Raw genomic sequence first — 15169 nt, 5'->3', positions numbered from 1 at the left:
TCCATTTCACTCCTATCCCTTGATCATTCTATATGCCGGCAGTTCTGTAACTCCGGCCCAAGCTTTCCGTAGGTGTATTATTTCATCCATACCTTAACTCTCAATGAGTGCAAGCTGAATGTTTGCTGAATAAATGAGGCTGCCAGAACGCAAAAAAGACCCCACAATGTGGAGCCTTTCGGTACTCTTTTCAATCCAAACTATGTTATTCCATCTTGCCTATGGCAACAAGCTTATTCACCGTGTTCCAGTTGCGTGCGGTAATGGGCATCCCGAGTATTTTGTCAAAAGGGACTTTAAAAAGCGGCGATTGGCTCACACTGACCTCATATAATATATACATCTCTCTGCCGACAAAACGTACTTTATCCGGTCCATTCTCATAAGTGCGCAGTTTATCCAATGCTTCCGCTGAAGGCTCGGCTGGTAAAAAAGTAACATACCATCTTTTGAATTCCTCTGGCTCGGAGAGCTGAAAGGGATCGTTAGCGATCACGTTCTCCATCTCCGCTAAAGTACGGATAATAACAGAGATCTCGAATCCAAAAACCTCATGAATCTGACGTTCAATGACTCCGCTAAGCAGGCTCTCCGAACCTTCATCACTCTCAAATACGACATTTCCGCTCTGAATATACGTTCGTACATTTGCAAATCCAAGAGTCTGAAACATCGCCTTCAGGTCCAGCATTTTAATAATTTTGTTCCCGCCGACGTTAATTCCACGCAGCAGCGCTATATAGGTAGTCATAGAATACGCCTCCGTTTTGTGCCATGATCAGCTTACCTCTGCGGCTAAGGTGTGTAGACGTTTACGAACTTCTTTTACCAGCAGCTCCTTCTCTGGAGGCGAAAGCCCCTCCACCAGACGCGCGGCCGCGATCGGCAAAATCCAGCGGTCTACGTCCTCATAAGTGTGTCCTGATAATCTGAGATACTCTTGAATGTATCCCTTAGTTAATCTTTTTCTTATAAAACCTAACATTAATTTGGAGAAGGCAGAAGCTCCCGGAGGCATAGCTCCCAAACTGAACATCACTACGGAACGCGCAGCATCTCCAGCAGGTTCTCCCACTACACCCGTCATCCAGTCGATCACCCAGAGCTGTTCATCCATAAGCACATTGTCGGGATGAAAATCCCCATGACATAAACGAGTGCCTTCCGGCAGCTTCTCCAGATACTTCAAAATGACGGATTTTTCCTCTTCGCTCAGCATAGGGGCAACCATGATCTGACTTTTCAGCATATCCTTTTGCTGGCCGATTTCCTCTGTAGTTTCAAGCTTATGCAAATCACAATGAAGCCCCGCCATCAGCCTGGCATATTGGGTAACTTTCCAAGGCTTCTCACCCATCACCTTTAGTAAAGAGGGACCCTGAATTTGTTGAAAAACGATACCTTGTCGATTCTGTTCAGTAATAAGCTCAAAAGGCTGAGGGGTCCGAACACCCCGCGCATGTACAAACCGGCTGATTTTATATTCCCGGCTGACGTGTTGCTCTGCTATATCCTCCCGGTACAATTTAAGAATCCTCTGATCGTCATGTTGCCAGATCTCCGCTGTTCTGCCTTCCCCAACAAGCTTCGCCTTCATTCGGTATCCTCCATTTAGTCCAGATTAATGCGGGTAAAATGCTCAACTACCGGAAATGGGTCGTAGTAATGGTGAAGGAGTGCTTTCCATTCCTGATATTGGCTGGATTCTCTAAAACCAACAGTGTGGTCTTCAAGCGTTCTCCACTTCACCAGCAACAGATACTTATGATCATCCTCCAAGCAATGTTGTAATTCATGGCCCATATAACCCTCTATCGAGGAGATTAAACTTGACGCCTCCTTGAAGCTTTGCTCAAATTCAGTAGTCAAACCAGGCTTTACTTGCAGCATCGCAGCTTCCAAAATCACAATCATCATCTCCTAAAGTTATGTATTTAAAGCATCACGGAAAAACTCATGATAGAAATTAATGATGACCAACAGTATAGCTAGTGACTCATTGACACTGCCTACCTCCAGCGAATGATTAGCATCATCGATTCTATACACCTTCAAATGATTCAGCCCACTAATTTCACCGGAATGTTCTTGACCAAATAAGGGGTCACTGCCGCCATAGATTACAGTACCACGACTCCGCTGAATCAGCGGCACCGCCTCAGGCAACGGGGTGATATATAGATGAGACGTCTTCTTCTGTATTTCTAGCTCTTCAGCTATTCTACCTGCAATAACAGCGCCCATGCTTTTACTTATAAAAAGAAATCTCTTATAATCCGGAAGAGAAGCGATCACAGCTTTACATTCCTCAATGATAATACTCATTTCTTCACGTTTGAAATCCACCCTTGCACTCTGGTAACCATATTCTAAAAGCAGAACATCACAATTATGCTCCCGGGCAGCTTTAGCCGCATAATCTAGCAGAGAGCGATCAGCTGAATAATTTTTACCCGGAAAAATAACAGCCAGCGCTTTGGACCCTTGGGTGATATATTTATGTTTAACCTCTCTACCCCAATAAGAGGACATAATGATATTGCTAACGTTCATACATGTTTCCCCTCTTCTACTCCTTAGACGGATTTAAAATGTTTAAAGAAATCTATCGTTTCTTGCAAATCTGCCTCATCTTTATAGATACTCATTATTCGCCCAATTTCAAGCGCAAAGTCTACATATCCATTCGGTTTAGCGGTAATGATTGTTCCATCGACAAAGACGTTAGATACCCCAGATTCATTGTCCACATAAACCTTACCATCCAGTACTCCGGCAGCCTTAAGAATGGATACCCCACCGCAAATGCCCGCGATGACTTTTCCTGCTCGATTCAGGCTTCTGATTAAATCTAATAGAGCCTCCTGCCCTATTAAATTATCTGTTTCCCCACCAGGGATAATCAATAAATCTATGGTGCTAACGTCCACATTTTCAACCAATACTGATGGATTCACAGAAAAACCCTCGCAGGAGATTAACGCCTTATCTTCCAAGCTTAAGGTATAGACCTCGCCCTTTGTTTTCATAAAATAAGCTGCCAATGTAACCTCAAACTGCACAAAGCTATCATATATAAGAATATATGTATTCAATGATAGATCAGCTCCCCTGTTCTCAATAAAAAAGTAAACTCTATCTATGTATCTATCATTATAGCATCATCGCCTTCTCCTGAAACTTACGGACTCAGAGGACGCTATTTGCACATTTCCCGCGGCTTTAAAAGCGTAAATGTGATCAAATAAAACGAAATAAAAAAAGACACGGGCAACCAGCCACTTTAAGGCTTACGAGACACCTGTATCCTCCTATTAGAGCTATTGCTGCGACTGCGGCGCTAGCTGTTTATTTTTACGCCGGCTCACAACAATTTCAGCGCAAATCCATAACATCAGTGGAATAATCACCTGAAAAGGAAAGGCGTATATTTTATAAATATGGTAAGAAAAATAGTACATTTCCATAATATCCTTGTACACAAAATCCGCAAAATAGATCATGAGTAGTCCCATCTGAAGCACAACAGAGCGGTAACTCTTGAGCTTGAGTACTTTTGCTATCCCACTACTCGCTACATACAGACATAAACTTGTCTTGATAAAAGTAGTGATTACAAAAGCAACTGCCGATGAACCTTCAATTCGGGTCAGAAAATCACCTACATTAATACGGCCAGCAGACACATAAGCGGGAAAATATAAACTGGATAGAACTTCAGGACCCAGCATCAACAGGTTACGCAAAGTAGCCATAATGATAATCACCCCTGAAATTACTAGACTACCAAATAATATCTTCCGTATTGAGCTCTTGTCCGATAAATTACTGAATGCTCCCAGAAATATTACAATCTCCGCAAATGGAAAAGAAAAAGTACCCAGAGTGTCGCTTAATAAAGGCTGCCAGCCTTTGTCCAACAGAGGAAGTAAATGATGATATTCCAGTCTGGAAAAGGCGAGTGTTATCAGTACTAAATTAACAAATACAGCAAACAGCAACAGGAGCTTAGCGCTTCTCCCCATCACTTCAATCCCCGCCTTAACCACCCAAACACACAATAGTCCCAGACATATCATAGGTGCTAACATAGGGGTATCCGTTAAGGTAATTGTGCGACTGAATTCTCCAAAGTTTCTAATAATTAGTGCCCCCAAATGAAAGGAATACCATATATAGAGAGTGGAGATGATTCGACCCAGGATTCCGCCAAACACGGTAATCAACATATCAAATAGATCCTTACCCGGTAATAGGACGTGGAGTCTGGCATATATCAGCAAAAGTGGGGCAACCAGCACCATAGCTAACAATACGGCGATCCAGTTACTGTTACCGGATTGTCCCGGTACGCCCATAAATATTGAAGTCCCCATAATAAATAAGACAGCAATACTAATAGCATGCCCTGTTGATATGATCTCTTTATTCATACTCTATCCTCCCTTTAGGCTAATACCTAGAATAGCTTCTTGATCCAATACACAAGGAATGGTGACGGACTAGGAATCGACCATCTCATTGCCAATGCAAAGGCAATACAGAATGAAATTAGACATAATGCAGAAGAAACATAAAAATCCCGCTTCATCCCCTGCTTCCACAGACCATAAGGATCAATTAAAACAATTACTACATAGATAAACATGACCACCACAACCAATATTATCACCTATTTTTGATGAATCTTGATAGACCTTGTCGTTTGTGCACTGTTCTCAATAATCACCTTGGAATTCACTACTACTTCTACGTTGGAAAATTCTTTCACCCAGTTTTTCTCGATTTTCTCCCAGGTCCGCGGCATTTTCTCATGAAGGAGCTCTCCAAACCCAAAAATATCTGCATGGTAATCCTTCTGAACCTTATGAATAACGGAGAAAATCTGCTCTTCTAGTTCTTTTTCAGCCCACCTTTCTATCGTCTTCTTGCTGTCCAGACTATTGAATTCGCCCGAAGATTTGACCTCGTCCAATCCGGCATGTGTCAGTGTATTAAGTTTTATTTGGAGCTTACCATTTACCCATACAGGTTTTATTTTTGTGCGATTGGATAAAATCTCGAGCGAAAAGTTAGGCTCTCCACTTTCATCCTTTACGATTAACACACCTCCCTGGATTTGATTGTTGGCAAACAGCATGTATTTCGTTTCTTCGCCACTGATCATACCGATCATTTTATCCATTTTGAATATAGCTGTTCCGCTAACTCGTGCATTCTTCATCTTATTTTGTCCATGGACATAAATTAACGGAGCGATAGCATATTCTCCAGAAGCCTCAAGCTTGTCAATGAAATCCCAGATTTCCACAACAGGCGCTGTGCTGACATTCTTCTCAGTTCTCATCTGCTGTGCAAGTGCGTAAGACATAATACTCTCAGTTGAACTGCTTAGGCTTATGATTTCTTGAGCCGGTTTGTCTTTAGCGACAAAGATATACACATCTGATCGGGTTTCCGTATCCCTGTTGTACCAATCAATTACTTTGGTGACTCCCTCCCTTGCAATCTCCTCACTGAGGATAATCGCCTTAGAATGGCTCCAAAATAACTTTTTTCCAGTAATCGAGATCATCCCCCGCACAATATCAAACATGGTTTCGCCCGCGAGCGTAATCATTTTGAAGCCAGCCTGACTTGATTTCAACCCTTCCTTCGTATCTACAATTTCTGTCGTTACCAATAACTGACCGTCTTTTTTCCCCTTATCAATTGCGACCCCAGCAACAATCGACATATCGTCAATTTCAAAGTAGTTCCAGCAGCCTGTATTGCAGATCAGAAGCATCATGGATATAACAATCAGAAGTATCCTTTTCAGCTTGCTCATGGTCTTCTCCTTACTTTATTGGAACCTTTTCTCCTCATATTTCGTGCCCCAATCAACGCCGGACGCAGATACATATGCCACCACGGCGCCCTGATCGCTGTATCTTTAATGTCCTGAGGACGGATAGAGCCTACTTCAAGCATGTATGGAACCCCAAAGCTGCGCAAACTCATCAAATGTACTACTAAACCAAGCATTCCAAGAAAATATCCGTATATCCCCAGGAAAAAACTCGCACCCAGCAGCAATGTTCTTACGATAATTAAAGGACCGGTCAACCTAGGATTAAGTAGCGTCATGATCCCTGTTAAACCGACTACAATAATCATTGGAGCACTCACTATTCTGGCCTCCACTGCCGCTTGTCCTAACACGAGAGCGCCTACGATACTGATAGCCTGCCCTATATAGGTAGGTATCCGCTCGCCCGCCTCTCTTAATATTTCAAAAATAGTTAACATGAATAGCGCCTCTACTATTGTAGGAAAAGGGACTGCTACTCTTGCTGTAGAAATACTGAGCAACAACATGGTGGGGATCATTTCCTGGCTATAGGTAACTAAAGCTACATAAAGAGCAGGAATACTGATCGACAAAAAAGCTCCAAAAACTCTTAACATTCGATTGAACGAACCAAAATAAAAGTTAATGTAATAATCCGAGCTGGCTTGAAAATTCTCTACAAATAGATAGGGAACGGTCATTGCAAACGGGCTGCCTTCTATAAGCACGGCAACTCTGCCCTCCATCATGTTACTGACTACGGCATCCGGGCGCTCTGTACTTCCTGTCATCTCAAAGGGCGAATAGGGTTCGTCTCTAATTAATTCCGCCAGAGATGCCGTGTCCAGAATAAGATCTATGTCAATCTGTTCAATTCGATTCTGTAATTCTTTGAGAATAGCCGGTGATGCCAAGCTCTCCATATAACAGATACATATCGGTGTTTTGGAACGTGTTCCCAGTGAACTAAAAACAAACTTTAACTCGGAGTCTTGCACCCTGCGACGAATAAGGGTGAGATTCACTAACAGTGATTCCGTAAATCCTTCCCTTGGACCTTTGACACTTTTTTCGGTCACCGGTTCCGCAAGAGCTTTCGTCTCCCAACCCTGTGCCCCAATGTTCAGAACACCCGCAAAGCCGTCCATCAGCAGTAAGGTCTTGCCAGCTATAATCGAATAAATCATTTCATCAAAATCTTCAGAGGCGACCACATCACTAATGCTAATGACCTGCGTCCGGATGTTCTCCATCAGCTCGGCTTTATTGTCACAATTCTTTTTGGTAAAATCAAAAGCCATAACAGGCTTAATAATCCCTTCCTGGATCAAATGCTTGTCAACCATTCCGTCAACATAGACTAACCCAAAGCGAAGACTATCAGTAAACATGTTGCTAAACACTCTGATTCTAAGCGTTTCATCGTCCTTGAATATGTTTCGAAACAAAGTCATCATTTCATCCAGTGACGTACTCAGAGTCTGCTCAGATTTTGTGTTTTTTTGAGACGTATTTCTGTTTCCACCTGCTGGCCGTTCCTCCACAGTAGTCACTCCTGTCAGAATTAGGTTTCCTAGAAATTATCCCCCGTCTCTCCAAATCCTATCCGCCAAAATTATACTGAAAAGGGATCAACAAGAAAGAAACGAGACTACTCCATACGCCGGGTTCGGCAGGTAAGTAACCCAATCAGCCCTTGGGGTCATGCCAATAGTGACTCACCGGGTACATCTTCAGGCGCTTCGGCTCAGGCACGTAACACCGCATACATCCTCAGACGCTTTCGGCTCAGGCACGCAACACCGAGTACATCCTCAGACGCTTTCGGCTCAGGCACGTAACACCGCATACATCCTCAGACGCTTATGGACTCAGGCACGATAACACCAAATACATCCTCAGGCGTTTAAGGACTCAGGAGGCGTTATTTGCTCATTTATCGCCTTTTTGGCATAGTTTTGGACTCCAGTGCAGCTATTTCATCAAAAGTGGCTCATATTGGGCGGTTTTCATGCCAATAGCGACTCTGAGGACCGATAGCACGCCAAAAGTCCATAAATGCAACGTTTAGGGGCTACTGGGTCCGTTACCGCCGAATCACACTCATCCCTTGGGGTTTACGGACCTCGCACAATAACACCCAACACATCATCAGGCGCTTACGGATCTAGGACGATAACACCGAATACATCCACAGGCACTTAAGGACTCAGGAGGCGTTATTTGCTCAATTATTGCCTTTTGCGAACAGTTTCGGACTCCAGTGCAGCTATCTCATCAAAAGTGGCTCAAACCGGGCGTTTTTCATGCCAATAGTGACTATGGGGTCCAATAATACGCCAAAAGTCGATAAATGCAACGTTTAGGGGCTACTGGGTCCGTTAGCGCCAAAACACCCTCTCCCCGGGGAGCTTACGGACCTAGCACAATAACACCAAACACATCCTCAGACACTTACGGACTTAGCCGCGATAACACCACTTGCATCCTCAGGCACTTACGGACTCAGGAGGCGTTATTTGCTCATTTATCTCCTTTTTGGCACATTTTCGGACTCCAGTGCAGCTATTTTATCAAAAGAGGCTCATATTGGGCGGTTTTCATGCCAATAGCTACTATGGAGTCCGATAGCAAGCCAAAAGTCGATAAATGCTGTGTTTAGCGGCTACTGGGTCCGTTAGCGATCTCTTGCGTGCAAATGACATACCATGAAGCAAAGTTTGTTTTAAGAGCATGGGGGATACGAGCATGTGATTAGGTGTTTTTGAGTTGTCAGCTCTGAGATAGCAACTTCGATCTAGACGTTTGAGGCTGGTATCTCTATGCTAGCAACTTTGAGTTAGGCCTTAGGGGTTGCCAGCTTGTTCTATGCGTTTGGCACTGGCATCTCTGAGCCAGCAACTTTGAGTTAGGCGTTTGGGGCTGGCACCTTTGAGCTAGCAGCTTTGAACTAATAAAGCTGGCGTTCGGGACATACGGTCAGCAGCAAAAAAACACAGGTACCCCACCAGTCATTGGCATGACTAGGACACCTGTGTTTTTTATATCTTGTATTGCTGCACGATTATTGAAGCTGCTCAAACAGGCGGAAGATCACTGTCGCTGCTTGCGCTCTTGTAGCCTTGCCGTTTGGCCCAAATTGGTTGGATGTCATACCGTTAATAATTCCACTAATACGCATCGCTTCTACAGCTTTGGCTGCATCCGCAGACAACTGGTTCACATCAGAGAATGCTTCACCAGAAGCATTTGTTCCGTCAGTCAATGGGATATTAATCGTCTGAGCCAAACGATAAATCATGACTGCCATTTCCTGACGAGTAATCTCCTCGCTTGCACCAAAGTTGTCATCCGCTTTGCCTTTAACAATGCCGAGCTTTTGAGCGCTCGCAATCGGACTGGCATACCATGCCCCATCCTTAACGTCTGTAAATGTGCTTACAGCCGTCTCATCTAGTAAATCAAAAGCGTTCATCAATATTTTGATGAATTCTGCACGGGTCACATTTCCACTTGGATTAAAGTGTTCAGCATCCATCCCTTCGATTGCACCTCGTGCTGCGAGTGCTTCAATGCTGTTTACCGCCCAATTAGCTGTAGCGATATCTTTGAATGAAACATTCGAGTGACCCACTACATAACTGCCAAGCTGCGGCAAAGTTAACTCAAGCATCTGTGTTCCTGTATTAAATCTTCCGTTCTTAACAATCTCTAGTTGCTGATTACTGTTCAAGTAATAAACCACTACTTTATGAGCTTTCTCACCAGACTTCAGCGTATAAGGGAGTGCCAGCTTGATCCCCGATGTCTTCAGAACATCACTCGGAATAACCACACCGTCTACGCTAAGACTGATGTCTTTAATTGTACCAGCATTCAACTGACTGCTTACCGACAGTGGCAATCCGGATACATCTCCAGTGCCCACAATAAGCTTAAGTTTGCCGTTCTTAGCATCTGTGTAAGTCTTCAAGAAACTTTCCGGCAGGATTCACGACAATGGACAGAATACCATCCTTTGCATCTTTAGCTGCCTTTTCAACATCTGCGGCAGTGAGTTCAGCCAATGCTTTTCCATCTGCTCCGATGACCGTCTGGACCACGATTTTACCACTGCTTACAGCAGGGGCTGTCGCAGACGCGCTAGGCGACGGTTTGGCCGTGGCTACCGGCACATAAGTACCCGGTGCCTCTGTTGGTTTTGGTGTTGACGTTGGCGTTGGTGTCGCTGTCGGTACAGGTGTTGATGTTGGCGTTGGTGTTGGCGTAGCTTCTGAAAGCAACTTCAGGCCCGCAACCGCCGCATTAAGCTGACTTAATGCCTCATCAATGTCTGCCTGAGTGGCAGTCCCACTCTCCAGCAATATCACTGCTCGTGCTACTTCTTTCTCAAGAGTATTCCAGCTCTCCTCTACATAAAGGCTCTTATCCAAAGCTTCTATTGCTCTAAGCTTCTCTTCCAAAGGTGCCGTTATGAGAGGCGGATTTACAGAAACCAATGTTAGGGTATACGTTCTGGTCGTTGTTTTATCCAGTGCCGTCACAATGACCTTGTAACCCGTTTGGATTTCTCCCGCAAGAGTAATGCTATCAGGTTCGTACACAGCGAAGGTAACCCCTACCGGAACAGTAAGTCCTTCCTTCAGCTCATCAAGCGTAGTCGTATCCGGTAAAATAATTTCTTTGGCTACCTGATCAATAGATCCGCCCGGAATTGTGATTCCGCTGATCGTTGCATCATGAGCTTCGACAGGCTGTAAGGCTTCAAAGGCATTTTTCAAATTGGAATATGCCACATTAATATCACCATCGGTAGCACCGTCATTTGCATAAGTGGCTTTAGCAGCCTCTAGTGCAATGCGTAATGCCTCCCATTGCTCAGGCGTTCCGGTATAATTCTCTTCATTTACCGAAGGATCTTCCGCTGTATCAATGGCTGCTTTAAGTTTAGATTTATCGTACCTCACACTGATGCGGCAGCTGGCAGCAATATCAGTGCCCGCCACTTTACCAAATATAGTGAAGTCTGTAGCAATGGTGAGTTTGTTAAGGGGAATTTCCTCCCATACCACACTTGCCAAGCCTGTCGTTTTATCGGCGTAAGTTACCGTAACCTTAGCTGGAAGCGTAGGCACGACGTTAACTGTCGTACTCACCGCAATCTGTTCAATGCCCGCAATCGCGCCGTGGTCGCCGGGAGCAGGAACTTCTCCTTCTGGCATAGACGAAATAGCCCGCCATTCCTTAACGCCTGTCCAAATACTGGTGGACTGCTTATTAAGAATCAAACGGAGTTTATCCGTCTTCACCTCGTCAAAGGTTACCTCGTTAAATGCATTTCTTGCTTTGCCTTTCTCGCTCAAGCCCGATACCGGTACATATTTTCCAGCATCCTTATCCCAATATTCGAAGTTGTAATCTCCCGGTACCTGCACACCGCCTTCATCATCATAGAAGTACACGGAGCTGCCTGACAAAGTCACGGGCTCTTTCCAGGTCAGTTGCAGCCAGTGGCTTTCACCGGGACCGCCCCAGTTCCCATACTGAGTTTCTGCTTCGCTATTGTAAATACTTGCTGAAGTATAAGGGATATAACCATCATTAATGCCATACACAGACTCCCATGCCGAAGTGTATGAGGCACTAGGGGCAGCCAAAAGGGCAGCATTTCTGTATCTAAGGTTATCCACCGCCATCCGCATTTGATCCGTTGCCACCTTGATCTCTTCCAGCGTATATTCTCCCTGAGCCAGCAACGCCTTGGCAGCAGTCAGCGCAGCTTGCAGCTCTTGCCATGTTGCCGCAGTAAAATCATCCTTGTTCCGGACAAGTCTGCCGGAATCCCAATCCGCAAACTTCGCGATCATCTCTGTCAGTTCCGCAGTAGCTACAAATACGGTGACTGGAACCTTCACGACAGTTTCCAGTTCTCCATCGCTGACAGTCAGGCGGTATTCGTATTCACCAGTCGTCTTAAAGGTAGCTTGCAGCATGGCTTTATCAAGCCCTGTCTCCTCTACTTCTCCTTCACCTGAATTCTTCTCCCAGGTATAAGTCAGCTTGCCACTTGGCAACCCATCATCAACGATCTGCGGCATAATCGTCAGAGGAACATTTTGCTCAACCTTCAATGGTGTTTCTAGATAAACCTTTGGTGCCTGATTGGCAGCCGCCTTAACCTCCAGATTATTATTGTAGATCTGAATCTCCTTGATGGCGGTCGCAAGTTCCAGCGGATGCGTCACATGAATGCGAATCGCTGCAGTGTTAACCTTTTGGAACTCCACATTGTTATAGTTGGAAGCAATATATTCCGGATAGCGGAATTGTCCCTCCACTGGTTTCCAGCTTCCATCAGCATCCTGATATTCGACACCAAATGTCTGTGGTGTACCATAACCGTTCAGAAGCCGGTCATTATAGAAATAGACTTTTACATTGTCCACAGCCTGGACTCCATCAAATTTGAACGTAACCGTATCGACAGAATTCGGCGAACCGCCGAATAAAGCTGTGTTTGACGTATGATTAATTGATGCGATTGTCGAATTGTCCGCCAGGTTGCGGATATTCGAACCGCTCTTGATATAAGTCGATTCAACAGTAGTGCCTGAAGCAACAGCCAGATTCGTACCGTTATTAACAATATCAACGCCTGCTTTATTAAACATGTCGACAGTCTTCTCATTGCTGGCTAAGGATGTTTGATCTGCTGCAGCAAGCGTCGTAGCACTGCCTTTTTCATATAACACCTGTGTCTTCGAGTTGTCGCCAACGGCCCCAGTTACATCCCCTGAAGGTTTTTCCACCTTGCCAGTAGCTGTATCATAAATCAGATGGGACATTTCGTTAGTTGTCATTACGAGTTCGTCATTAATGAAGAGCGAATAACCTGCTGGAATACCTTGATAATGAGGATTGTCACTATACTTAGCAGGATCCTGCCATACGATAGATAAGTTAGCATCATGATAACGCACGTTATCTACAGCAAAATAGTCATAATCGACATTAATCGGCCATAGCTCGATTTTGTCATCTGTCCGTGGCTGAATACCCGCCATATCTTCAACCACAGTGTAATTCATCATGCCAAGCGTATCGTGGTGAATCCATGCCCGTACCATATCTCCACTAGGGTTAGGAGGATTGTCTTTTGTCCATGGTGTGCCGAAGAAGTAATCCTCCAGCCAGAAAAATTCATTAGAGTCCAGGTGGTCCGTATTGCCCGGTTCCACTGTATGCAACCAAGCGCCCCAATCAAACAGTGTTTTGTAAACGTCACTGTTGATATTATCTATAGGATAATAGCGCAGAGAGGCACGAACGGTATTAATATAGTTGCCGAAGTTACACCATGCGAACTGGTCTGTACCGAAGGCATCCGTCTTGCCATTCTTGAAATCTTCTACCCGCTTCATAATGCTGTTCTGATCCGCTGTAAAGAAAGGAAAGATCGGATAATAATTCGGATCAGCGTAATCAGACAACTGAGATAAATATTTCGCCTCATATCCTTCTTCACCTTCAGTTGGTACTACACCAAAGTTAAAGACAAACATGTTATTATCCCGCCAAGGGTTGAATACATCGATACCGCCCACAACTTTTTTATGCAAAAAGCTGCCTGTACCATTCGTATCTGCCACACCGTCACCATCAAAGTCAGCCTTGTCGTACCACATCTCATTCAGAATTGAATTCTTAATATTCTGCGCCACAGTGTTCATTTTAGCTGCACCCGCAGTATCTCCAAGCTGCTCGTACATCTTCGCTGTTGCCACTGCATTGGCGTAGGTAGTAGAAGAACCATCCAGGCGGGCATAGTTACCACTGCCATTCCAGTGCATGGATACGGTATCTCCGTCATTACCTGTAATCGGACCATGGTTATAATAAACAAGATTTGGATTAGTGCCTTTAAAATGTTCAAGTGTGCCGGTAACATCAGTCGCAGAAAAATCAGCAAACTTCTTCAATATTTCCTGACCACCACCGTAAATCTTGTAAGCGTCCCAGCCTACTTGCGACGTGTTCTGCATCATATCCCAAGTCCAGATGTTAGGACGTCCGGGATTATTTTTATAATTCTTATTCTCGGAATATTCCCCTTGAGCCAGCCAGGTTCCATACAAGTAGGAAGGATCACGCAGCCATTTCAGATCCTGCATCGCCCAAGGTACACTGACCGTAATCCCGTTGTTGTAGCCGAGAACGCCCTCCATGTTCATTGGGAACTGCCAGTCATTGCCCGGAATGTTGGCATCCAGCAAATTAAAGCGGTTACACCACCAACGATAATAAAGTACCTTCTTCACATTCTCATCGGGAACATCGATATATGGAATGTTCTCTGCCCACCACTCGTTGTACTCCCGCACCTGTGCAGAGAAGGCTGTGTCATTGCTGTCAGCAGCCTTAAAGCTCTCATAATGCAGCTTTGAGCCCGGTATTTCATCCGCGAGCCAGCCCATGACTACCTTTTGGTCAACGGAGCCACCGGCGGGCACTGTAATCTCTCTAACCAGTTCATTTCCGGAAGGACTCATACCGTTTCCGCTCAGATGAACATCCACGTAGGACATCGCTTCAACTACCTTTTGCCCGGCTTTGCCTATCATTAGCGGAGCAGCCACTCTGTAACCCACCAGCTCATCACCCTCAGCCGCTGAGACGAAAGGTGATTTAACCTTCATCGTCAACGTTATATCACTGGCCGTAGGATTCTTCAACTGAAGCAGCGTTACAGCACTGTTATAGCTGGAAATAAATTTCCGCTGGTTAATCTCCAGGCCTCCGCTTGTGTAGGTCTGATTCTCATGACTCGGGTAGTTCTTCCGCACATTTTTCTGTTCCGCCAAGTCTCCTGTAGAAAGGGTGATGTTATACATCGTGTCCTTGTTCAAAGTATCCGCGTAATGCACCGTTCCCACAAAACCCAGCTTGGTATTATCCTGAGTCTTCATGTACAAAGCGCTTCCCCGGCTGAACAGAGTATTGGCGCTAACTTCATCGTTGACATCATCCGGAATGACACCTTCGTTAACAAGCAAGGCATCAAGCCAAGGCAAATCGGAATTATCTTTTGCAAAAGCCTCAAAATCAAAAGCTTCAATCGCCTGCATCATTTCTCCGACGGTGACATCGCTGAAATTAACGCCTTCCTTAACAATAGAATTATCCTTCCACTTCGCCTGCCCGTAATCGGTGCCTACGCCTTCATGATAGAAATCAGTCGTGTAGTTAGCCGATACGGGAACAATCCCTGCATTTAATACAACAGCCGCACATAATGCCGCTACAGAAGCTCTTCTGGGCCATTTATGACTTGTCATT

The 15169-nt window shown here is 44.8% G+C and carries 11 protein-coding genes; all 11 read right to left on the bottom strand.

Annotated elements, in window-relative coordinates; translation table 11 throughout:
* Positions 1-205: 205 nt before the first annotated feature.
* Positions 206-751 (bottom strand): DUF1697 domain-containing protein, encoded by a 546-nt coding sequence (locus NSQ66_RS02810; RefSeq protein WP_076141865.1) that lies wholly within the window; start codon positions 749-751, stop codon positions 206-208.
* Positions 752-778: 27 nt separating this feature from the next.
* Positions 779-1597, bottom strand: a complete 819-nt coding sequence (locus NSQ66_RS02805) for an aminoglycoside phosphotransferase family protein (protein WP_038568584.1) — start codon at positions 1595-1597, stop codon at positions 779-781.
* 14 nt (positions 1598-1611) lie between these two features.
* A complete protein-coding gene (locus NSQ66_RS02800) occupies positions 1612-1908 on the bottom strand; it encodes an antibiotic biosynthesis monooxygenase (protein ID WP_036676767.1) in 297 nt (98 codons plus the stop codon).
* A gap of 18 nt (positions 1909-1926) precedes the next feature.
* Positions 1927-2553 carry an alpha/beta hydrolase gene (locus NSQ66_RS02795; RefSeq protein ID WP_036676765.1) on the bottom strand — a complete coding sequence of 209 codons (627 nt, stop codon included), beginning with the start codon at positions 2551-2553 and terminating at the stop codon, positions 1927-1929.
* Positions 2554-2576: 23 nt separating this feature from the next.
* A complete protein-coding gene (locus NSQ66_RS02790) occupies positions 2577-3095 on the bottom strand; it encodes a DJ-1/PfpI family protein (protein WP_038568581.1) in 519 nt (172 codons plus the stop codon).
* A 225-nt stretch (positions 3096-3320) separates the two neighbouring features.
* On the bottom strand, positions 3321-4433 hold the full coding sequence (locus tag NSQ66_RS02785; RefSeq protein WP_036676761.1) for an endospore germination permease: 1113 nt from the start codon (positions 4431-4433) through the stop codon (positions 3321-3323).
* 26 nt (positions 4434-4459) lie between these two features.
* Complete coding sequence (locus NSQ66_RS02780; RefSeq protein ID WP_141118560.1) at positions 4460-4672, bottom strand: hypothetical protein; 213 nt, start codon at positions 4670-4672, stop codon at positions 4460-4462.
* The gene (locus NSQ66_RS02775) at positions 4673-5830 is read right to left on the bottom strand and encodes a Ger(x)C family spore germination protein (protein WP_076179792.1); all 1158 of its coding nucleotides are present in this window, start codon (positions 5828-5830) and stop codon (positions 4673-4675) included.
* Entirely contained in the window at positions 5827-7287 is a 1461-nt protein-coding gene (locus tag NSQ66_RS02770; protein WP_283160360.1) for a spore germination protein, read from the bottom strand. Before NSQ66_RS02770 ends, NSQ66_RS02775 begins: the two co-directional genes overlap by 4 nt.
* Positions 7288-8897: 1610 nt before the next feature.
* Positions 8898-9806 (bottom strand): S-layer homology domain-containing protein, encoded by a 909-nt coding sequence (locus tag NSQ66_RS02765; RefSeq protein ID WP_076141862.1) that lies wholly within the window; start codon positions 9804-9806, stop codon positions 8898-8900.
* Complete coding sequence (locus tag NSQ66_RS02760; protein WP_339279545.1) at positions 9784-15168, bottom strand: Ig-like domain-containing protein; 5385 nt, start codon at positions 15166-15168, stop codon at positions 9784-9786. The genes NSQ66_RS02765 and NSQ66_RS02760 overlap by 23 nt, the downstream gene beginning before the upstream one ends.
* Position 15169: the final 1 nt, after the last annotated feature.

It is taken from the genome of Paenibacillus sp. FSL H3-0329 (assembly GCF_037963285.1).
GTDB lineage: Bacteria > Bacillota > Bacilli > Paenibacillales > Paenibacillaceae > Paenibacillus_AQ > Paenibacillus_AQ odorifer.
Note: the sequence above shows the minus strand (reverse complement) of the source record. Positions and strands in the feature narration are given on the sequence as shown.

Bases quoted from the DNA above. Each gene is read 5' to 3' on its own strand.
- NSQ66_RS02810 (WP_076141865.1), bottom strand. From the start codon at position 751: ATGACTACCTATATAGCGCTGCTGCGTGGAATTAACGTCGGCGGGAAC.
- NSQ66_RS02805 (WP_038568584.1), bottom strand. From the start codon at position 1,597: ATGAAGGCGAAGCTTGTTGGGGAAGGCAGAACAGCGGAGATCTGGCAA.
- NSQ66_RS02795 (WP_036676765.1), bottom strand. From the start codon at position 2,553: ATGAACGTTAGCAATATCATTATGTCCTCTTATTGGGGTAGAGAGGTT.
- NSQ66_RS02785 (WP_036676761.1), bottom strand. From the start codon at position 4,433: ATGAATAAAGAGATCATATCAACAGGGCATGCTATTAGTATTGCTGTC.
- NSQ66_RS02775 (WP_076179792.1), bottom strand. From the start codon at position 5,830: ATGAGCAAGCTGAAAAGGATACTTCTGATTGTTATATCCATGATGCTT.
- NSQ66_RS02770 (WP_283160360.1), bottom strand. From the start codon at position 7,287: ATGACTTTGTTTCGAAACATATTCAAGGACGATGAAACGCTTAGAATC.
- NSQ66_RS02760 (WP_339279545.1), bottom strand. From the start codon at position 15,168: ATGACAAGTCATAAATGGCCCAGAAGAGCTTCTGTAGCGGCATTATGT.